General features: G+C 65.0%; 19 protein-coding genes and 2 pseudogenes. 13 read left to right on the top strand and 8 right to left on the bottom strand.

The annotated features are described in order from the left end of the window. The first annotated feature begins 18 nt into the window (after window positions 1-18). The 7 genes and pseudogenes from B586_RS14635 (at window position 19) to B586_RS20315 (ending at window position 5,827) form a co-directional block, all read left to right on the top strand. Window positions 19-582, top strand: a complete 564-nt coding sequence (locus B586_RS14635; protein ID WP_047314951.1) for an LOG family protein — start codon at window positions 19-21, stop codon at window positions 580-582. A 31-nt stretch (window positions 583-613) separates the two neighbouring features. After that, entirely contained in the window at window positions 614-2,398 is a 1,785-nt protein-coding gene (gene fadD6 / locus B586_RS14630) for a long-chain-acyl-CoA synthetase FadD6 (RefSeq protein WP_047314950.1), read from the top strand. Window positions 2,399-2,406: 8 nt separating this feature from the next. Beyond that, window positions 2,407-3,361, top strand: a pseudogene (gene folP, locus B586_RS14625) (dihydropteroate synthase). Next, on the top strand, window positions 3,358-4,338 hold the full coding sequence (locus B586_RS14620) for a glucosyl-3-phosphoglycerate synthase (RefSeq protein ID WP_054879584.1): 981 nt from the start codon (window positions 3,358-3,360) through the stop codon (window positions 4,336-4,338). Before folP ends, B586_RS14620 begins: the two are co-directional and overlap by 4 nt. A gap of 124 nt (window positions 4,339-4,462) precedes the next feature. Further along, window positions 4,463-4,807 carry a DivIVA domain-containing protein gene (locus tag B586_RS14615; RefSeq protein ID WP_054879585.1) on the top strand — a complete coding sequence of 115 codons (345 nt, stop codon included), beginning with the start codon at window positions 4,463-4,465 and terminating at the stop codon, window positions 4,805-4,807. A 5-nt stretch (window positions 4,808-4,812) separates the two neighbouring features. Continuing rightward, window positions 4,813-5,388, top strand: a complete 576-nt coding sequence (locus B586_RS14610; protein ID WP_054880893.1) for a DNA-3-methyladenine glycosylase I — start codon at window positions 4,813-4,815, stop codon at window positions 5,386-5,388. Between the two features lie 271 nt (window positions 5,389-5,659). Further along, a complete protein-coding gene (locus tag B586_RS20315; RefSeq protein WP_003406247.1) occupies window positions 5,660-5,827 on the top strand; it encodes a DUF3117 domain-containing protein in 168 nt (55 codons plus the stop codon). 26 nt (window positions 5,828-5,853) lie between these two features. Here the strand turns inward: B586_RS20315 and glgA are convergent, their stop codons facing one another. Beyond that, the gene (gene glgA, locus B586_RS14605; protein WP_047315009.1) at window positions 5,854-7,026 is read right to left on the bottom strand and encodes a glycogen synthase; all 1,173 of its coding nucleotides are present in this window, start codon (window positions 7,024-7,026) and stop codon (window positions 5,854-5,856) included. 173 nt (window positions 7,027-7,199) lie between these two features. Here glgA and glgC point away from each other — a divergent pair, with 173 nt between their 5' ends. Beyond that, entirely contained in the window at window positions 7,200-8,414 is a 1,215-nt protein-coding gene (gene glgC, locus B586_RS14600; protein ID WP_047314946.1) for a glucose-1-phosphate adenylyltransferase, read from the top strand. Window positions 8,415-8,493: 79 nt separating this feature from the next. Continuing rightward, complete coding sequence (locus B586_RS14595) at window positions 8,494-9,141, top strand: TetR/AcrR family transcriptional regulator (RefSeq protein ID WP_418001106.1); 648 nt, start codon at window positions 8,494-8,496, stop codon at window positions 9,139-9,141. 4 nt (window positions 9,142-9,145) lie between these two features. Here the strand turns inward: B586_RS14595 and B586_RS14590 are convergent, their stop codons facing one another. From B586_RS14590 to B586_RS14570, 5 genes are all read right to left on the bottom strand, one after another. Continuing rightward, window positions 9,146-9,820: a methyltransferase family protein gene (locus tag B586_RS14590; protein WP_054879587.1), complete on the bottom strand. Its 675-nt coding sequence runs from the start codon at window positions 9,818-9,820 to the stop codon at window positions 9,146-9,148. A 40-nt stretch (window positions 9,821-9,860) separates the two neighbouring features. Next, window positions 9,861-11,513, bottom strand: coding sequence for an ABC transporter permease (locus B586_RS14585; protein ID WP_168162548.1), 1,653 nt, complete (start codon window positions 11,511-11,513; stop codon window positions 9,861-9,863). After that, on the bottom strand, window positions 11,510-12,439 hold the full coding sequence (locus B586_RS14580; RefSeq protein WP_054879588.1) for an ABC transporter ATP-binding protein: 930 nt from the start codon (window positions 12,437-12,439) through the stop codon (window positions 11,510-11,512). The genes B586_RS14585 and B586_RS14580 overlap by 4 nt, the downstream gene beginning before the upstream one ends. Next, entirely contained in the window at window positions 12,429-13,067 is a 639-nt protein-coding gene (locus B586_RS14575) for a TetR/AcrR family transcriptional regulator (protein ID WP_047314942.1), read from the bottom strand. The genes B586_RS14580 and B586_RS14575 overlap by 11 nt, the downstream gene beginning before the upstream one ends. A gap of 70 nt (window positions 13,068-13,137) precedes the next feature. Beyond that, the gene (locus B586_RS14570) at window positions 13,138-13,812 is read right to left on the bottom strand and encodes an O-methyltransferase (protein WP_047314941.1); all 675 of its coding nucleotides are present in this window, start codon (window positions 13,810-13,812) and stop codon (window positions 13,138-13,140) included. A gap of 299 nt (window positions 13,813-14,111) precedes the next feature. Between B586_RS14570 and sigE the strand changes: the two genes are divergently transcribed. The 4 genes from sigE (at window position 14,112) to tatB (ending at window position 17,510) form a co-directional block, all read left to right on the top strand. Further along, window positions 14,112-14,876 (top strand): RNA polymerase sigma factor SigE, encoded by a 765-nt coding sequence (sigE, locus tag B586_RS14565; RefSeq protein WP_047315007.1) that lies wholly within the window; start codon window positions 14,112-14,114, stop codon window positions 14,874-14,876. Window positions 14,877-14,982: 106 nt separating this feature from the next. Further along, entirely contained in the window at window positions 14,983-15,423 is a 441-nt protein-coding gene (gene rseA / locus B586_RS14560; RefSeq protein WP_197079872.1) for an anti-sigma E factor RseA, read from the top strand. Window positions 15,424-15,552: 129 nt separating this feature from the next. Beyond that, window positions 15,553-17,082: a serine protease HtrA gene (htrA, locus tag B586_RS14555; RefSeq protein ID WP_047314939.1), complete on the top strand. Its 1,530-nt coding sequence runs from the start codon at window positions 15,553-15,555 to the stop codon at window positions 17,080-17,082. A gap of 53 nt (window positions 17,083-17,135) precedes the next feature. After that, window positions 17,136-17,510: a Sec-independent protein translocase protein TatB gene (tatB, locus tag B586_RS14550; protein ID WP_047314938.1), complete on the top strand. Its 375-nt coding sequence runs from the start codon at window positions 17,136-17,138 to the stop codon at window positions 17,508-17,510. A gap of 88 nt (window positions 17,511-17,598) precedes the next feature. On the opposite strand, the gene B586_RS14545 is transcribed toward tatB, so the two are convergent. Then, window positions 17,599-18,762: an Mrp/NBP35 family ATP-binding protein gene (locus tag B586_RS14545; protein WP_082607640.1), complete on the bottom strand. Its 1,164-nt coding sequence runs from the start codon at window positions 18,760-18,762 to the stop codon at window positions 17,599-17,601. Between the two features lie 30 nt (window positions 18,763-18,792). Beyond that, a pseudogene (locus tag B586_RS14540) lies at window positions 18,793-19,929 on the bottom strand (lytic transglycosylase domain-containing protein); the annotation flags it as partial. Window positions 19,930-20,047: the final 118 nt, after the last annotated feature.

Raw genomic sequence — 20,047 nt, 5'->3', positions numbered from 1 at the left:
GTCTACCTTTGAACGACTATGCCTCCGGACCGCAGTACACCCAATGAGTGGGCGATTTGTGTCTTCTGCGCGGCTGGACCGACGCACCCCGAGTTGCTCGAACTGGCCGCCGAACTCGGTGAGGCGATCGCTGAGCGCGGCTGGACCCTAGTCTGGGGCGGAGGCCGCGTTTCGGCGATGGGCGCGGTGGCGTCCGCGGCGCGGACACGTGGCGGTCGGACAGTCGGCGTGATCCCGGAAATGTTGCAGCGCCGCGAGATTGCCGACACCTACGCCGGTGAGCTGATCGTCACCGAGACGATGGCCGAACGTAAACAAGTCTTGGACGATCGCGCTGATGCGTTCATCGTGTTGCCGGGCGGTCTGGGGACCTTGGATGAGCTGTTCGAGGCATGGACCGCAGGCTATTTGGGTATGCACAGTAAACCCATCGTGATGCTGGACCCCTGGGGGCACTACGACGGCCTCTGGGCTTGGCTGCACGGATTGGCTGATAGTGGTTATATCTCGCCGGTAGCGATGGAGCGGCTGGTAGTGGTCGACAAAGTGGACGCTGCACTCGAGGCTTGCGCGCCCGTCTGAGTTCGGTCGGCAACAGAATCGGGGGTGTACGGTGTCCGATCGCGACGGTGCTGCGCGCACCGCGGTCAGCCTGACCGATATCGCATCTGGGGTCGCCGGCGTTGTTGCCGATATACCGGTGATCATGCGAGGGGTGCTGACCGGGTTGCTGGCTTGGCCGAACTCGAAGAAGTCGATCGGGTCCGTCTTCCAACAGCGGGCCGCTCGTTACGGGGACCGGGTCTTCCTCAGGTTCGGCGATCAGCAAGTGAGCTACCGCGACGCCAACGCGACCGCCAACCGGTACGCCGCGGTGCTGGCCGCACGCGGCGTCGGCCCGCACGACGTCGTTGCGATCATGCTGCGCAACTCGCCTAACGCGGTGCTGGCGATGTTGGCTGTGGTCAAGTGCGGCGCCATCGCAGGCATGCTCAACTACAACCAGCGCGACGAGGTGTTGGCGCACAGCCTGGGTCTGCTCGACGCCAAGGTGTTGATCGCGGAGACCGACCTGCTCAGCGTCGTCACCGAATGCGGTGGCTGCAGCGGCAGCGAACCGCTGACCATCGAGGATCTAGAGCGATTCGCCGCGACAGCACCCGCCACCAACCCGGCCACGGCGGCTGCGGTGCTAGCCAAGGACACCGCCTTCTACATTTTCACCTCGGGCACCACCGGGTTCCCCAAGGCTAGCGTGATGACCCACCACCGGTGGCTGCGCGCGCTGGGTGCATTCGGCGGGCTGGGGTTGCGGCTGAAGGGCTCCGACACGCTGTATAGCTGCCTACCGCTGTACCACAACAACGCGTTGACGGTCGCGGTGGCCTCGGTTGTCAATTCGGGCGCGACATTGGCCCTGGGTCAGTCGTTTTCGGCGTCGCGGTTCTGGGAGGAGACGATTGCCAGCCGGGCCACGGCGTTCATCTACATCGGCGAAATCTGCCGTTATCTGCTCAACCAGCCGGCCAAGCCGACCGACCGCAAGCACCGGGTACGCCTGATCGCCGGCAACGGGCTGCGACCGGAGATCTGGAGCGAGTTCACCACACGTTTTGGCATCGCGCGAGTGTGTGAGTTCTATGCTTCCAGCGAAGGCAACACCGCTTTTATCAATATCTTCAATGTGTCCGGGACTACCGGGTTCTCGCCGATGCCGCTGGCGTATGTGGCGTACGACTCCGACACCGGTGCTCCGCTGCGTGACGAGAACGGGTGGGTGCGTCGGGTGCCGTCCGGTGAACCCGGCTTGTTACTCAGCCCGGTCAACTGGCTGCAGCCGTTCGACGGTTACACCGACAAAGCGTCAAGCGAAACAAAGTTGGTGCGCGACGCTTTCCGGGCGGGCGACTGCTGGTTCAATTCGGGCGACGTGATGCGGCCGCAGGGCATGCGCCATGCCGCGTTCGTCGACCGGCTTGGCGACACGTTCCGCTGGAAGGGTGAGAACGTCGCCACCACACAGGTCGAGGCGGCGCTGGCGTGCGACAAGTCTGTCGAGGAGTGCACGGTTTTCGGTGTCGAGGTTCCACGCACCGGCGGCCGCGCCGGGATGGCGGCGATCAAGCTGCGCGACGGCGCCGAATTCGACGGCCGATCGTTGGCTCGCGCGGTGTATGACCAGCTGCCGGCCTACGCGCTGCCGCTGTTCGTGCGGGTGGTGGAGTCGATCGTGCACACCACCACATTCAAGAGCCGCAAGGTGGAGCTGCGCAAGCAGGCCTATAGCCCCGACGTAGCGGACCCGCTGTACGTGTTGGCCGGCCGCGCCGACGGCTACGTGCCCTACTACGACGGCTACCCCGCCGAGGTGTCGGCCGGTAAGCGACCGCAAAGCTAGACGCCCCCTTGCCGAGCGTGCGGCCAGCCGCACGTTCGGCGTCGAGTGTGCGGCTGGCCGCACACTCGCGTGGGGCACTATTGATTGGTGCAGTCAACGCTGTGCGGCCGGCCGGTCGCAGCGGATCGCCCGCTGATCATGGCGATCGTCAACCGCACCCCGGACTCGTTCTATGACCGGGGCGCGACCTTCACCGACGAGGCCGCCCGGGCTGCCGCGCACCGGGCCGTCGCCGAGGGCGCCGATGTCATCGACGTCGGCGGCGTCAAAGCAGGACCCGGTCAGGGTGTTGACGCAGACACCGAGACCGCCCGGTTGGTGCCGTTCATCGAATGGCTGCGCAGCGCCTATCCAGACCTGCTGATCAGCGTCGACACCTGGCGATCAGAGGTGGCAAGACTGGCCTGCACCGCAGGCGCCGACCTGATCAACGACAGCTGGGGTGGCGTCGACCCGGCCATGCCCGAGGTCGCCGCCGAGTTCGGCGTGGGCCTGGTGTGTTCGCATACCGGTGGCGCGCTGCCCCGCACGCGTCCCTTCCGGGTGAGTTACGGCACGACGACCCGCGGTGTGGTGGACGATGTGATTCGCGCACTCACCGCCGCCGCCCAGCGGGCGGTCGCGGCCGGAGTAGCCCGCGATTCGGTGTTGGTCGACCCGACCCACGATTTTGGCAAGAACACCTTCCACGGGCTGCTGTTGTTGCGTCATGTGGACGAACTTGTTAAGACCGGGTGGCCCGTGCTCATGTCGTTGAGCAATAAGGACTTCGTCGGGGAGACTCTGGGCGTGGGTTTGACCGAACGGCTCGAGGGGACGTTGGCTGCCACCGCGTTGGCGGCGGCAGCTGGCGCCCGCATGTTTCGGGTGCACGAGGTCGGAGCGACCCGGCGGGTCCTGGAGATGGTGGCCTCGATCCAGGGGACGCGCCCGCCGACGCGCACGGTGAGGGGACTCGCATGACGGCATCGGAGCTGGTCGCCAGCGCGCTAGCGGCCCGGCCCGGGGATGCGTGGCTCGCGGACCGCAGCTGGAGCCGTCCAGCCTGGACGATCGACGAATTGGTGGCAGCCAAGGCCGGGCGGACGATCTCGGTGGTGCTGCCGGCCCTCAACGAGGAACAAACCGTCGAATCGGTGATCGACAGCATCTCACCGCTGGTCTCCGACCGTGCGGGGCTGGTCGATGAATTGATCGTGCTGGACTCGGGCTCGACGGACGAGACCGAGATCCGGGCCATCGCTGCCGGCGCCCGAGTGGTCAGCCGTGAACAGGCGGTGCCTGAGGTCCCGACCCGGCCCGGCAAGGGTGAGGCATTGTGGCGCTCGCTCGCCGTTACCAGCGGCGACATTGTGGTGTTCGTCGATTCTGATCTGATCAACCCGCACCCGATGTTCGTGCCGTGGCTGGTCGGCCCGCTGCTCACCGGTGACGGCATTCACCTGGTCAAAGGTTTTTACCGGCGGCCGCTCAACAGCAACGATGTCAGCGGCAGCGCGCGTGCCACCGGTGGCGGGCGGGTCACCGAGTTGGTGGCCCGGCCGTTGTTGGCGTCGCTGCGGCCGGAGTTGGGCTACGTGCTGCAGCCGCTGAGCGGCGAGTACGCAGCCACCCGCGAACTGCTGACAGCGCTTCCCTTCGCGCCGGGCTATGGCGTGGAGATCGGTCTGCTGGTCGATACCTTTGACCGGCTGGGCCTCGACGCGATCGCGCAGGTCAACCTCGGCGTTCGAGCGCACCGCAACCGGCCGCTGGCCGAGTTGGGCGCCATGAGCCGTCAGGTCATTGCGACCTTGCTGTCGCGTTGCGGTATTCCCGACTCTGGGGTCGGGCTGACCCAATTCTTTGTCGACGAGTCCGACGGTGACGGCTACACCCGGCACACGTGGCCGGTGTCGCTGGCCGATCGGCCGCCGATGAACAGGGTGCGGCCGCGTTAGGAGCGATCGCAAGCGCGGCGCTGCCGGGCGCAGCGGGTCGCGACTGTTGGATTGGGAGCGATCGCAAGCGCGGCGCTGCCGGGCGCAGCGGGTCGCGACTATCAGATAGGGCAATATCGTTCCCGTGGCGTTGGTGTTGCTGTACCTGGTGGTGCTGGTCTTTGTCGCGATTGTGCTGTTTGGCGCGGCCAGCCTGCTGTTCGGTCGCGGCGAGCGGCTGCCGCCCTTGCCTCGCGGGACGACGGCGACAGTGCTGCCCGCGCACGGCGTTACCCGCGCTGACGTCGACGCCGTCAAGTTCACCCAGGTGTTGCGCGGGTACAAGCCCAGCGAGGTGGACTGGGTGCTGGACCGGCTCGGCCGCGAGCTCGAGGCGTTACGTGGTCAGCTGGCGGCGACCGCAGACACCGAAGCAGATGCCGATGTCTCGAATGTCCCCAACGGGGACGACGGTCAGGATGTCACGTGAGCCGCATCGACGACGGGCTGGTTCGCTGTGGCTGGGCCGACGTTCCATCCGGGCCCCACTGGCAGCTGTATCGCACCTATCACGACCAAGAGTGGGGCCGCCCAGTACACGGCGGAGCGGCCTTGTTCGAGCGGATGAGCCTGGAGGCCTTTCAAAGTGGTCTGTCGTGGCTGATCATCCTGCGCAAGCGGGAGAATTTCCGGCGCGCCTTCTCCGGGTTCGATATCGAGAAGGTAGCCGGTTATACCGATGCCGATGTGCAACGGCTGTTGGTCGACGACGGAATCGTGCGCAACCGCGCCAAGATTGAGGCGACGATCACCAACGCGCGTGCGGCCGCTGACCTGGGGTCTGCAGCGGACCTGTCCGAGTTATTGTGGTCATTCGCCCCACAGCCGCGGCCCAGGCCCGCTGACGGATCCGAAATCCCCTCGACCAGTGCGGAATCGAAGGCTATGGCGCGTGAATTGAAGCGACGCGGATTCCGCTTCGTCGGGCCTACTACGGCCTATGCGCTGATGCAGGCGACGGGGATGGTCGACGACCACATCCGCGCTTGCTGGGTGCCCCCAACCCGGTGACCCCAGCGGGTCGTCCACCGCCCCGTTGTCGGGACACCCCCAGCCGCGCAGCGGCGAGGGGGACGGCGAGGGGGAGCCGGGCAACTAGGCGCAGCACCCTGGTTAGGCCTGAGAACCGGGTCTTTGTGCACTCGCCGACCTGAATAGGGAACAATAGAGGGGTGATTTGGCAGTTCAATGTCGGGTATTACTGGAAATCCACTGACGGGGCATGCTCGGCGCCGAACAGGTCCGCGAGGGCGGGCCAGCTTGAATTTGGAGGGAGCACACGATGGCGGCGATGAAGCCCCGGACCGGAGACGGTCCTTTGGAAGCGACGAAGGAGGGGCGCGGCATCGTGATGCGGGTACCGCTAGAAGGTGGTGGCCGACTCGTCGTCGAGCTGACACCGGACGAAGCCGCCGCTCTGGGTGACGAACTTAAGGGTGTTACCAGCTAAACCGGTCAGTTGGCAGGTAGTCCTGGTTATGCACAGACTTTCCGGTAGATGTTCAGCGTCTGTTCGGCGACGTGGGCCCAGGAGAATTCCTCGATGCAGCGCTGGCGTCCGGCGTGGCCGTAGCGTTCGGCTTTTCCTGGGTCGGCGACCAACTCATTGACCGCCGTAGCCAATCTGCCCTGGTAACCTTTTGCGTCGTCAGGGTCGTAATGCACCAATGACCCGGTGATCCCGTCGGCGACTACTTCGGGTATCCCGCCGACGTCGGAGGCCACTACCGCCGTCCCGCACGCCATTGCCTCCAGGTTGACGATTCCCAACGGCTCGTACACCGACGGGCACACGAAGACTGTTGCTGCCGAAAGTACTTCGCGTATCTTCCCGATGGGAAGCATCTCCCGGATCCAAAACACCCCGGTGCGAGTGCGGGCCAGTTCGGAGACGGCGGCCCGCACTTCATCGGCTAACTCCGGGGTATCGGGAGCACCGGCGCACAGCACCACCTGCACGTCCGGGCTAAATCGGTGTGCGGCCGCCACCAGATGGGCGACACCCTTCTGTCGGGTGATCCGTCCCACGAACGCCACGGTGGGCCGGCTGGGATCGATGCCGACCTCGGCCAGTACCGACCCGGTACGCACCGGCCCGGCCGGATACCACACATCGGTGTCGATCCCATTCCGGACGACGTGCACCAGGCTCGGATCCAGCGTGGGATAGACCCGCAGCATGTCGTCGCGCATACCGGAGCTAACCGCGATGATCGCGTGAGCACCCAGCACCGCGGTGTGCTCCACCCACGTCGACACCCGGTAGCCGCCACCGAGTTGTTCGGCTTTCCATGGGCGCAGCGGCTCAAGCGAGTGTGCGGTCAGCACATGGGGAATGTCGTAGAGCAACGCGGCGAGATGCCCGGCCAGACCGGTGTACCAGGTATGCGAATGCACGATGGTGGCCGCTGACGCGGCATTGGCCATCATCAGATCCGACGACAAGGTAGACAGCGCCGCGTTGGCATCGTGGAACCGGGGGTCGGGCTGATGGGCCTGCACTGCATGGGCGCCCGGACGGGGTGCGCCCATGCAGTGCACATCGACCACGCACCGACGGCGCAATTGTGCGACCAGTTCGGTGACGTGTACCCCGGCCCCGCCGTAGACCTCCGGTGGGTACTCCCGAGTCATCATGGCCACTCGCATACCGGCACCGTAATGCGGCGACCCCGAATTTTCGAGTGGCCGCCGAGTCGGGCCGAAGAACTCGAACTGCCCGTCGAACCGAGGCCAAATACCTTGACGGACAGCCCTCCAGGACGGCGCCATCGAGGGATTCCCCCTGGCAGCGGTGCGCGGCGGCCGATAGGTTTGGAGCCATGAGGGAAGTGCCACACGTGCTGGGCATTGTGTTGGCCGGCGGTGAGGGCAAGCGGTTGTACCCACTGACCGCGGACCGGGCCAAGCCCGCTGTTCCCTTCGGGGGCGCCTATCGGCTGATTGATTTCGTGCTCTCTAATCTGGTCAACGCCCGTTACCTGAGGATTTGCGTTCTCACTCAATACAAGTCGCATTCCCTAGACCGCCACATTTCGCAAAACTGGCGGTTGTCGGGCCTCGCCGGTGAATACATCACGCCGGTGCCAGCACAGCAGCGGCTCGGTCCACGCTGGTACACCGGCTCGGCGGACGCGATCTATCAATCACTCAACCTCATTTATGACGAAGACCCTGACTACCTAGTGGTTTTCGGCGCCGACCACGTATACCGGATGGACCCCGAGCAGATGGTCCGGTTCCACGTCGACAGCGGGGCCGGCGCCACGGTGGCCGGCATTCGGGTTCCGCGCAGCGACGCCACCGCGTTCGGCTGCATTGACGCCGACGACTCTGGCCGTATCCGCCGTTTCGCTGAGAAGCCGCTCGACCCGCCCGGGACACCGAACGACCCCGATACGACGTTTGTCTCGATGGGCAACTACGTCTTCACCACCAAGGTGCTCGTCGACGCGATTCGCGCCGACGCCGATGACGACCACTCGGATCACGACATGGGCGGTGACATCATCCCGCGGCTGGTGGCCGACGGGATGGCTGCGGTGTATGACTTCTCCGACAACGAGGTGCCTGGCGCCACCGACCGGGACCGCGCCTACTGGCGCGACGTGGGCACGCTGGACGCGTTCTATGACGCCCACATGGATCTGGTGTCGGTGCATCCGGTGTTTAACCTGTACAACAAGCGTTGGCCGATTCGCGGTGAGTCGGAGAATCTGGCGCCGGCGAAGTTTGTCAACGGTGGCTCTGCTCAAGAATCGGTGGTGGGTGCGGGGAGCATCATTTCGGCGGCCTCGGTACGCAACTCGGTGCTGTCGTCGAATGTCGTGGTCGACGACGGCGCGATCGTGGAGGGCAGTGTCATCATGCCGGGTGCTCGGGTCGGCCGCGGCGCGGTGGTGCGCCACGCGATCTTGGACAAGAACGTCGTCGTCGGGCCCGGTGAGATGGTTGGCGTGGATCTCGAGAAGGATCGGGAACGCTTCGCGATCAGTGCTGGCGGGGTAGTCGCGGTCGGCAAGGGTGTGTGGATCTAGCCCGACGTAGGTTAGGCCAGCCGTTGAATCATGTCGACGAGGTTGTCGATGTCTATCGACACACCGGTAAACTATGGCCGTGGTTGATCACTCTTCGCAGAGCAATTACGTGCCTGCGTCACGAGGCCGCCGGTCGTCGCAGCTTTCCGGCGACGACCGCGAACAGGCAATCCTGGCTGTCGCTGAACGGCTCCTGGCGGAGCGACCGCTGGGTGACTTCTCCGTCGATGACCTAGCCAAAGGCGCCGGAATCTCGCGCCCAACCTTTTATTTCTATTTCCCGTCAAAGAACGCGGTATTGCTGTCGCTGCTCGATCATCTGAACATCAAGTCACGCTCGGCGGTTGAAGCACTCGCCGAACAGCTACCCGCGGACCCCGCCGCGGTTTGGCGGGCCGCAATCACGGCCTTCTTCGAGGCGTGCGGAACTCACCGAGCGGTGGCCGTTGCTGGTGCCGCGGCCAAAGCCACTAACCCCGAGGTGCGCCAGCTGTGGTCCAAGGTTATGCAGCAGTGGATCGACTACAACACAGCTGCGATCAAGGCCGAGCGCAAGCGCGGCGCAGCCCCCGACACCGTTCCCGCCGAGGATCTGGCAGTGGCTCTGCAACTGATGACCGAACGAGTGATGGCCGCGACATTCGCCGATGAAAAGCCATCGATCCCCGAGAAGAAAGTTGTCGACACGCTCGTGCATATCTGGCTGGCCAGCGTTTACGGCAGCTGACCGCTCACCACACGTGGGGCGCCAGCCGATATCGCACCCGCTGCGTGTATTCGCGGTATCCGCTCAATTCTTGGGTAAGCATCTTCTCCTCGTCGAGGATGCGGAAGACGAGCCCCGCCACACCAGGGATCACCAGCAGCAGCCCCCAGTAGGACCCGAGCGCCAGCGGTATGCCCAACATCATGATCACGTTTCCGACATACATCGGGTGTCGGACGAACTTGTAGACACCGCCAGCGATCACCGTCTGGCCTGCCTCTACGGTGACAGTGGCTGCCGCGTAGCTGTTTTGGATTATCACCAACATGGCGATACCGAGCCCGGCCGCTACCAACACATCACCCAGCAAGGACACCCGGGTAGGTACCGACGACCATCCCATCCGATGGTCTACTGCGCTCACAATCATCATCGCGAACAGGTCCACAACCGCACCGGTGATGACGATCTTTTGCACGGTTCTGCCTTCTGCTCGTGGGCCGGCGCGCATCCGTCGCCGCAACGCAGCAGGGTTCGTCCGGGCCAAGTAGATGGCGGGGGAGACCGATGCGGCTGTGAATACGCCGATGAAAACCCATGCCTGCCAATAATTGAACGTGCCGGCCGGTAAGAATAAGAGCAAACTCACCACGGCCAGTCCATACACTGATGATGCGATGAGTCGAACACCGATCTTCATGATTCTATGCACCTCGCTGTCGCAGGCCTGCTGAGCCAACCTAACTACGTAGATCGCGTCGTCGGAAAGACGTTGCTCCCAATGCTATTAGCACTGCATCGATCGCCAGCAGCCAAAGCAACGGCACGACGGTGAAGTCACCGCCACCCACCCGAGGAATGTGTGCGAATGGTTCAAGGTCGAGCATCCACTGCGGGAATCCGGCTAACGAACCGATCAAGTACAGCGCAACGAATGCGGCCAGCACGCCCCATGCCACCGGCGTGAACCTCGGTGCGAGACCGAACAATCCGACCGTCACTGCGGCCAACAACCAGACGGCGGGCAGCTGCACTGCCGCGGTGCCGACCACGATGGCCGCCTTGCCGCCGACGTCGCCCGCCGCGGCGCCGTAGACGAGGCCGAACGCTAGCCCTGCGACCAGCATTGCCGCCGTGGATCCAACCAACGCAGCAGCCAAATGACTTGCCAGCCAACGAGTTCGGAGAACCGCGCCGGCCAACACCGGCTCGGCTCGCTGGCTGGATTCTTCCTGGTACAGTCGCAGGGTGAGCGAGATGGCGAACGCGGCAGCCACCATGGCTATCATCGTGAACGCCACCGTGATGAAGGCCTGCTCGAGCGCATCAATCCTCGTGCCGCCCATGCGGGCGACGATGTTACGTGCCATGGTGCTGTCACCGAGCTCGTCGCCGATGCCGTGCACCACGCTGCCCATCACCACGCCATACAGGCATAGGCCGACGGTCCATAGCAGGATCGCGCCCCGGTCCAGCCGCCACGTCAGCCCGGTGGCGCTGCGCAGTCCCGCCGCGGCGGTGGCGGGACCGGTGCGTTCGGGGATCAGTCCCGCGCCGACATCGCGGCCGGCGAGCAGCCGGTAGGCCGCCAGGGTGAGCACGACTGTCGTCGTCAGGGGTAGCAGCAGCACCCACCAGCGATCGCCCGCATACGGCCGCACCTGCAGTGACCACCCCAGTGGGGAGAGCCACGACAACGTGCCCGAACCGGCATCACCGATGGCGCGCACCGTGAATGCCGTCGCCAGCACGGTGAACGCGGCGCCGCGGGCGACCCGGGCGCTCGGTGAGAGCTGCGCGGCCACCGCGGCCACGGCGGTGAAGACCAGACCGGAGCATGTCAGCGCCGCCCCGAAGGCCAGCGATCCGCCGGCCGGAATGTCGGTGGTGAGCAATCCCGCCGCCCCGATCGCACCGGTGGCGATCGACGCCCCGATCGACAACGTCAGTGCCGCGGTGAGGCTGGCATTACGGCCGACGGCGGTCGAGTCGATTAGCTCGGTGCGGCCGGTCTCCTCGTCGGCACGGGTGTGCCGGATCACGGTGAGGATGACTGCTACCGCGATGATCAAGTGGAACATCCCTGCCTTCCAAATGCCTACCGCCCCAAGGCTGTTGTTGTAAACCTGGCCGTAGAGGGCGCGCTGGGCGGGGCTGGCCATGATGGTGGCCGCCAACATGGCGCGGCTGGCCTCGGTGGGGTAGATCTTCGAGATGCTGCCCACGTACACGCTGGCCAGCGGCAGTGACAGCAGCAACACCCACAGCGGCAACACGACTCGGTCGCGCCGCAGGTAGAGCCGCAACATGCCCAACGTGCCGGAGAAGTTGGAACCGGTGCCTGGCGCCGGGTGCGACGGATGTTGTGGTCGATCCAGGGTTGCGGTGCTCATAGTGCCGGCACCTCTTCGGTGACGTCCCCAATGTCGTAGTGGCGCAGGAAGAGCTCCTCGAGCGTGGGCGGCTGGCTGACCAGGCTGCGCACGCCGGCGTCGCCGAGCACTCGGATCAGTTGCCCGAGGCTTTCGCTGTCGACCTGGGCACGCAGCGTGTTGCCGTCGACGCTGACGTCCTCGACACCCTTGATCCGGCTGATATCGCCAGGATCACCGATCATTTCGGCTTTGATCGAGGTGCGGCTCAGGTGCCGCAGCGAGTCCAGTGAACCGCTCTCGACGGTCTGGCCGGCCCGGATGATGGTCACTCGTTGGCACAGCGCCTCTGTTTCGGCCAGGATGTGGCTGGACAACAGCACCGTCACGCCGCGGTCACGCGCTTCGCCAACACACTGCTGAAACACGTTCTCCATCAACGGGTCCAATCCGCTGCTCGGCTCGTCCAAGAGCAGCAGCCCGGCCCGCGACGAAAATGCCGAAATCAGGGAGACCTTTTGACGGTTGCCTTTCGAGTAGGTGCGGGACTTTTTATGCGGGTCAAGGTCGAAGCGCTCGATCAGCTCGGCGCGGCGCTTCTCGTCGATGCCGCCGCGCATGCGGGCCAGCAAATCGATGGTCTCGCCGCCCGTCAGTGACGGCCACAGTGTGACATCGCCTGGCACATAAGCGATCTGGCGGTGCAATTCGACGGCATCGGTCCACGGGTCGCCACCCAGCAACCGGACGCTTCCGCCGTCGGCCTTCGCCAGGCCCAGCAGGATGCGGATGGTGGTGGACTTCCCGGCACCGTTCGGTCCCAGGAAGCCGTGCACTTCGCCTTGGCGCACCGTCAGGTCAAGGCCGTCCAGCGCCCGCACTGAACCGAAATTCTTTCTCAGATTGCGGATTTCGATGGGAAAATTGACGGAGTTTTTAGTTGGCATGGGATTCTCCTTGATTCTCTGCAGCCAGAAAGGCGTCGTACATGGTCCGGTCGGTCAGCAGGCCTTCGCTATAGACCTCGAGTGCGGGCAGCACCATATCGCGCGAATAGTCGCGCAGCACCGCACGCAGATCCGTTGGGGTTGCATGCATTTGCAGATAGAGCAGGAAACCGCCGCCACCGGTGATGGCCAAATACCTGGCCCGGGCATGCGGATCACGGCTGGGCATAATGGTGCCCGCCCGCACGCCTTCGTCTATGTACTCTTCGGCATTGTCAATCATGCGCTGCCACAACATTTTCGCCAGGTCGCCGCCGGACTGCATGCTGCGCACCAGGTAGGCCATCAGCGGGGCGTAGGACTCGATCGCGGCGAGCTGTCCGAACCAGGTGGCCGGATCGTTGGACCTCAGCGCCTCCGATTTGCTGCTGCGGATCTCTTCGGCAACGTAATCGTCGCAGGCTTTGCGCAGGCCGTCCTTGGAGCCGAAGTGGTGGATGACCAGCGACGCGCTTACCCCCGCTGCTTCGGCGATCGCGCGTACCCCAACACCGAAGCCATGCTGCCCGAACTGTTCGATGGCCGCATCGCGGATCCGAGCGGCAGCGGTCAGATCCACTGAACGCATGTTCAGGAGATTAAACGTGCGTTCAGTCCTCGGTCAAGGATGTGGTGCGTTAGGAATCCGTAAAAGTTGGTTACTCGCGGACTGCGGCCAGCAGGCCGTCACCGAGCGGCACCAGCGCCGGGGTGAGTCGCTCGTCCTCGGCGATGAGTCGGGCTGCCTCGCGGACCGCGGTCACCTCGGCATCGCGTGCCGCGGGATCACCGGCTCGCCCGCCTAACGCCGCTCGGTGCACCACGATGACCCCGCCGGATCGCAGCAGTCGCACGCCCTCAACGACGTAATCCGGCTGGTCGATCGGGTCGGCGTCGATGAACACCAGGTCGTAAGATTCGTCGGCGAGCCGGGTCAGGACATCTTGGGCGCGGCCGCTGATCAGCCGGGTGCGCGACGGTCCGACACCCGCCTCGGAGAACGCCTGTTTGGCCAGCCGCAGATACTCGGGCTCGATATCGATCGTGGTCAAAACACCGTCGTCGCTCATGCCGGACAACAACCAGAGTCCGCTGACCCCGGCACCGGTACCCACCTCAGCGACGGCCTTGCCGCCGCTGAGCTTGGTCAGCAGGCTCAGCAGTGCCCCGACCGCGGGCGTTACCGCCCCGGCGCCGATCTCCGCGGAGCGTTCGCGAGCACTAGCCAAGATGGCGTCTTCTGATATCGATCCCTCCGCGTGCGCGAAGAGTGAATCGGCTCGACTAGCGGCAGCCTGGCCAGGGGTGACCGAGCGGTTATCGGTACCGTCCATGCCCGCAGCGTATGTCGAATTCGCAGCGTGGTCGGGCAGGCGCGCTTAGCGTGGCGACGGCGAGCGCCGGCCCTATGGCCGGCGCGAGTTAGGAGTCGCGCAATGAGACCCAGCGTGGCGACGGCGAGCGCCGGCCCTATGGCCGGCGCGACACGCTCTGAGGCCGCGGAGCGACGAACGTCACATTCTCGGTGTCCACCGCCGATATCTGCTGTGTAGATCTGGTCACGATACGGTTTCTCAGGCAAACCTCAGTTTGCTCCTATATCGCGCATACGCCGATGGGCGACGGTATCGATATGGAACGCGGAGGGTGCTGGACCGGGAATACACAATGCCAGCTGCGTGTTGCGCCCGGTGACGAACTGCCTACCCTTGAAGGCAGGGCAAATCCGGAGGATCCGATCATTACCACGCTGTTGAGCCCGACCACCATGTCTCATCCCCTACCCAGCCGCGACGACGACTGGGTAGAACCATTTGACGCGTTGCAGGGCACCGCGGTTTTCGACGCGACTGGGGACAAGGCAACGATGCCGTCGTGGGATGAACTGGTGCGTCAACATGCGGATCGGGTGTACCGGCTGGCCTATCGGCTTTCGGGCAATCAGCACGACGCTGAGGACCTGACGCAGGAGACCTTCATTCGGGTGTTCCGATCGGTCCAGAACTACCAGCCAGGAACCTTTGAAGGCTGGCTGCACCGCATCACGACGAACCTGTTCCTCGACATGGTCCGCCGGCGGGCCCGCATCCGCATGGACGCCTTGCCCGACGATTACGACCGGGTGCCTGCCGACGAGCCCAATCCCGAGCAGATCTACCACGATTCGAGGTTGGGACCTGATCTACAGGCCGCCCTGGATTCACTGCCGCCGGAGTTTCGTGCCGCTGTTGTGCTGTGTGACATCGAGGGTTTGTCCTACGAGGAGATCGGTGCAACCTTGGGTGTGAAGCTGGGCACCGTACGTAGCCGCATCCACCGCGGACGTCAGGCGCTACGCGACTACCTAGCCGCGCATCCCGCACACGACGCCGACGCCATGCAGATTAAGTCGGCTTAGTCCTGCCAACTCCCCGGTCGTGCTGGGGTTTTGCCGGCTCTATGCGGGTATTGGGCACCGCGCCGCGCTACATTCGAGGTATGGGTGGCAGCGAAAGGGGTTGGTGATGGCCGGCCCGGAAAACATGGGACAGGTGTTCCGGCGCGCGTTCTCCTGGCTCCCTGCACAATTTGCGTCCCAGAGTGATGCGCCAGTCGGCGCGGCGCGCCGGTTCGGCTCCACCGAGCACCTGTCCGTCGAGGCAATCGCGGCGTTCGTCGACGGTGAGTTGCGGATGAACGCGCACTTGCGAGCCGCACACCACCTTTCGCTGTGCGCCCAATGCGCGGCCGAAGTGGATGATCAGAGCCGAGCACGTGCAGCGCTGCGTGACTCCCACCCGATTCGGATCCCGAGCACGTTACTCGGATTGTTGGCTGAAATTCCGCACTGTCCACCCGACGACACATCTCCAGTTTCGGAGCCGGTTTCGGAGCCTTTTTCGGACGGACCAGTATCCGACCGTTTCGTTGATGGCGAGGTCCGTGACCAGCGGAAGCGTCGATAGCTTGACGGCCGCGTGCCGGAGCTCAGGTGATAGCTGCTGGCTGCGTGGCCGCGTGCCGACCAATCGGGGACCGTGGATACTAGGGTGGACACGTCTCGAGCGCTCAGAAGAGGATCCAAAGAGGATAATGTGACCTCCGACCAAGGCAACGACCCTGGCCAAAAAAGCGGCCAAAGCCCCGGCCATCGCCTGGCACCGCGCCCCGTCTCTCGGCCGCCGGTCGACGCGGCATCGCGTCAGACGTTCGGTCGCCCCCGTGGGCTGCGGGGATCCTTTGTAGCCGAATATGTGCGCCCACAGAAGTATCGGGACCGCAGCGAATTCCGGCCTGATGATCAACCGGCCGACCCCGTCCTTGCCGAAGCGTTCAGCCGGCCATTCGGGAGCAGCGATTCGCTGCAGCGCCATCCTGTCGATGCGGGCGCGCTGGCTGCTGAGAGAGACGTCGACCAGTCGGACGAACCCGACGATCCGTGGCGAGACCCTGCGGCTGCGGCCGCTCTGGGGAGTCCTGCAGTGTCTCCGCCGATGCCGCACACCGCATTGGGCCGGGGCGGCAAGCTCGGCGTGCGCGATGTGTTATTTGGCGGCAGGGTGTCCTACCTTGCTCTGGTCATCTTGGTCCTGATTGCGTTGGTGATTGGCGCGGTCGGCGGTGTAATCGGTCGTAAGACGGCTGAAGTCGTCGACGCGTTCACCACGTCGAAAGTGACGCTGGCAACCAATCACAATGCTGAAGAGCCGGCCGGTCGGTTCGCCAAGGTGGCGGCGGCCATCGCCGACTCGGTGGTGACGATTGAGTCGAAGAGCGACCAGGAGGGTATGCAGGGCTCCGGCGTCATCGTTGACGGCCGCGGCTACATTGTCACCAACAACCACGTGATTTCGGAGGCGGCCAACAATCCCAGCCAGTTCAAGACGACCGTGGTGTTCAACGATGGCAAGGAAGTGCCCGTCAACCTGGTGGGCCGCGACCCCAAGACCGACCTGGCCGTCCTCAAGGTCGACAACGTGGACAACCTGACCGTGGCGCGGCTTGGTGATTCCGGCAAGGTGCGGGTTGGCGACGAGGTCCTGGCGGCAGGTGCGCCGCTGGGGCTGCGCAGCACCGTGACCCACGGCATCGTCAGCGCGCTGCACCGCCCCGTCCCGTTGTCGGGAGAGGGATCCGACACCGACACCGTGATAGACGCCATCCAGACCGACGCCTCAATTAACCACGGCAACTCTGGTGGTCCGCTGATCGATATGGATTCCCAGGTGATCGGCATCAACACTGCCGGCAAGTCACTGTCGGACAGCGCCAGCGGGCTGGGCTTTGCGATCCCGGTCAACGAGATGAAATCGGTTGCGCAAGCACTGATCAAGGACGGCAAGATCGTGCACCCGACGCTGGGGATCAGCACCCGGTCGGTGAGCAATGCGATCGCGTCCGGTGCCCAGGTGGCCAATGTGAAGGCAGGAAGCCCCGCGCAAAAGGGCGGAATCCTGGAAAACGACGTCATAGTTAAGGTCGGCAACCGGAAAGTCGCCGACGCTGATGAGTTCGTCGTCGCCGTGCGGCAGCTGACCATTGGACAGGACGCCCCGATAGAGGTGGTCCGCGACGGTCGGCACGTCACGCTGACGGTGAAACCCGACCCCGATACCAGCTCGTGATGATCGCAAGCGCGGCGCAGCCGGCCGCAGCGGGTCATCACCATCCGACCTAGGTGTTCGCCAACATCGGCTGGGGGGAAATGCTCGTCCTTGTGGTGGTCGGGCTGGTGGTGCTTGGTCCGGAACGGCTTCCCGGAGCCATCCGCTGGACATCGGGCGCACTGCGGCAGGCGCGCGATTACCTCAGCGGTGTGACCAACCAGCTGCGCGAGGACATCGGCCCCGAGTTCGACGACCTGCGTGGCCAACTCGGTGAGCTACAGAAGCTGCGGGGTATGACACCGCGTGCGGCGCTGACCAAGCACCTCCTCGACGGCGATGACTCCCTGCTTACGGGGAATTTCGATCAGCCGGTGAACGACACGCCGGTACCGCCGGCCGAGCCACGGCCTGGCGACCACACTCCGTTCGACACCGACGCAACCTGAACCGCGTGCCGTAAGCCCGCGAAGGTGCGCGGATGTACGCATTTTGCGGCGTGTCCTTGTACAGACGCGCACGCTCGCGGGAGGCGGGTTAACGCCGCGACGGGTCGAGTCCCAGCGACATGCCCGCCAGTCCGCGGCGCCGTGACGACAGCTCGTCGGCGATGCGGAGCAGTTCCTTACCTACCGGCGAATCCGGTGCGCTCAGCACGATCGGTATGCCCGAATCACCGGCGGCTACCAGCGCGGGATCCAGCGGGATCTGACCCAGCAGCGGCACCTCGGCGCCAACCGCGCGGGAGAGCCGCTCCGCGACCTGTTGGCCGCCGCCCGCGCCGAAAACCTGCAACGTTGAGCCGTCAGGCAGCACCAGCCCGGACATGTTCTCCACCACACCCGCCAGGCGCTGCCGGGTCTGCAGCGCGATGCTGCCGGCTCGTTCGGCGACCTCGGCCGCGGCCAGCTGCGGCGTGGTCACCACAAGAATCTCAGCGTTGGGGATCAGCTGAGCCACCGAGATGGCGATGTCGCCGGTACCCGGCGGCAGATCGAGCAGCAGCACATCCAGATCGCCCCAATACACGTCGGCTAGGAACTGCTGCAATGCCCGGTGCAGCATGGGCCCGCGCCACACTACCGGCGTATTACCCTCGGTGAACTGCGCGATCGAAATGACCTTCACTTCGTGCGCGATGGGCGGCAGGATCATCGACTCAACTTGGGTGGGCCGGTCGCTGCTGCCCATCATCCGGGGGATGGAGTGACCGTGGATGTCGGCATCCAGCACGCCGACCGACAGACCACGGGCGGCCATCGCTGCGGCCAGGTTGACCGTGACGGTGGACTTTCCGACTCCGCCCTTGCCGGACGCGACCGCATACACCCGGGTCAACGAGCTGGGCTGGGCGAACGGGATGACGGGCTCGCGAGCATCCCCACGCAGCTGCTTGCGCAGCTCGGTGCGCTGCTCATCGCTCATCACGTCCAGATTGACCCGCACCGCTTTGGTGCCGGGAACGTCGGTGACCGCCTTGGTGACCCGCTCGCTGATTTCGGACTTCTTCGGGCAGCTGGCGATGGTGAGGTAAATCCCAATCTGCACATTGCCGTCCGGCTCGATGTCGATACTTTTGACCATCCCGAGTTCGGTAATGGGGCGCCGCAGTTCGGGGTCGATCACCTTTGCCAGCGCGGTGCGGATTGCCGCGCTCAGGTCGGCTTTCACATCAGCAGAGTCGTGACCAGTTCCAGACATCACCGCCGAGTGTAGTCAGCCGGCCGGATCGGGCGCCGGGCTCGGTGGGCCGATGCAGATCAGGGTGCAGCCCGGCAGCGGCAGCACCGGCTGAGGTGTGGCGGGCGCCAGCCACGGAAACATCGGCGGCTGGCTGACGAGCTGCGGCGGGCTGAGGTCGATCAGCGGCAGCTGCGCCATCGGATCGTTTATCGGCAGGCCGTTGACGTTCAACGGCAGCCCAGGCCCGAGTCCCTCCGGACGTTCGAGGTGCGCGTCGCCGAGCGGCGGCACCGGCCCGGTGATCGGCGGCAGATCCACCGGGACTACACCGGTGGCATAGGCCGCGGCCCAGCCCAGCACGTTCTGCGCATACGCCGCCGAGTTGTTGTAGCGCAAGATCGCGGCTAAAACTTGTGACGGGTCGCGCAGGTTGAGCCCGCCGCTGCACAGGTACCGGGCAGCGGCCAGCGTGGAGTCGAACAGATTCTGTGGATCGGCGTTGCCCCCGATGCCGTGGCCTTTGCCGTCCGAGGCAAATCGCGCCCAGGTGCCGGGCAAGAACTGCATTGGTCCTATCGCCCGGGCGTAGGTGATGCGGTTGCCGACACGGCTTGAGATGATGATCTCGTTGCCGGGCAGCGTGCCGTCCAGGGCAGGCCCGTAGATCGGGTGGATCGCAGTGCCGCGGGCATCAACGGCGCCGCCGCCCGCGTGGCCCGATTCGATGCGCCCGATCCCGGCCAGCAAGTTCCAGCTGACTCCGCAGCCTGGGGAGGCGACGGCCATCTTCTGTTCGGCAGTGCGGTAGGCCGACAGCGCGACAGTCGGAATGCCAAGTGCGCCATGTGTGTTCACGACCATGGGTGGCGGCGGTGCGGAGACAGCAGTCGCGGCGACGTGGAAGCTGGTCGGCGGGCGCTGCACAGCTACAACAAGCACGCCACGCGGGCCGGTCGGGCCGGACAGACTACTGTCGGACGGGGAAACCGCAGCCACCGGAGTGATCGCGGTGCGCAGCGCGGGGATCTTTCCGGGAAATGCGGGGGCCGCGCCCCCGACCGCTCCAGCGAACACGAGGGGAATGATCACGGCGGTACCGAACGCGGGCGCCCGTGTTGCTCGACGTGCCCGCTGCCGCACCGCTGCGATGGCCGGGTGTGCACCCCAGCGTCCCCCTATGCGCACTCGACCATCCTCAGTTGTGAGCTGTCGGGAAACTACGCTTTCTAACCCGTTCCTTAGCCTAGTGAACTAGCTCACCATACATAATTCTTGTGACCGGAGTGGCGCATTGGGCGCTTGG

The organism is Mycobacterium haemophilum DSM 44634 (assembly GCF_000340435.2).
In the GTDB taxonomy this organism is placed as follows: Bacteria; Actinomycetota; Actinomycetes; order Mycobacteriales; family Mycobacteriaceae; genus Mycobacterium; species Mycobacterium haemophilum.
This window is presented reverse-complemented; position numbering and strand designations above follow the sequence as displayed.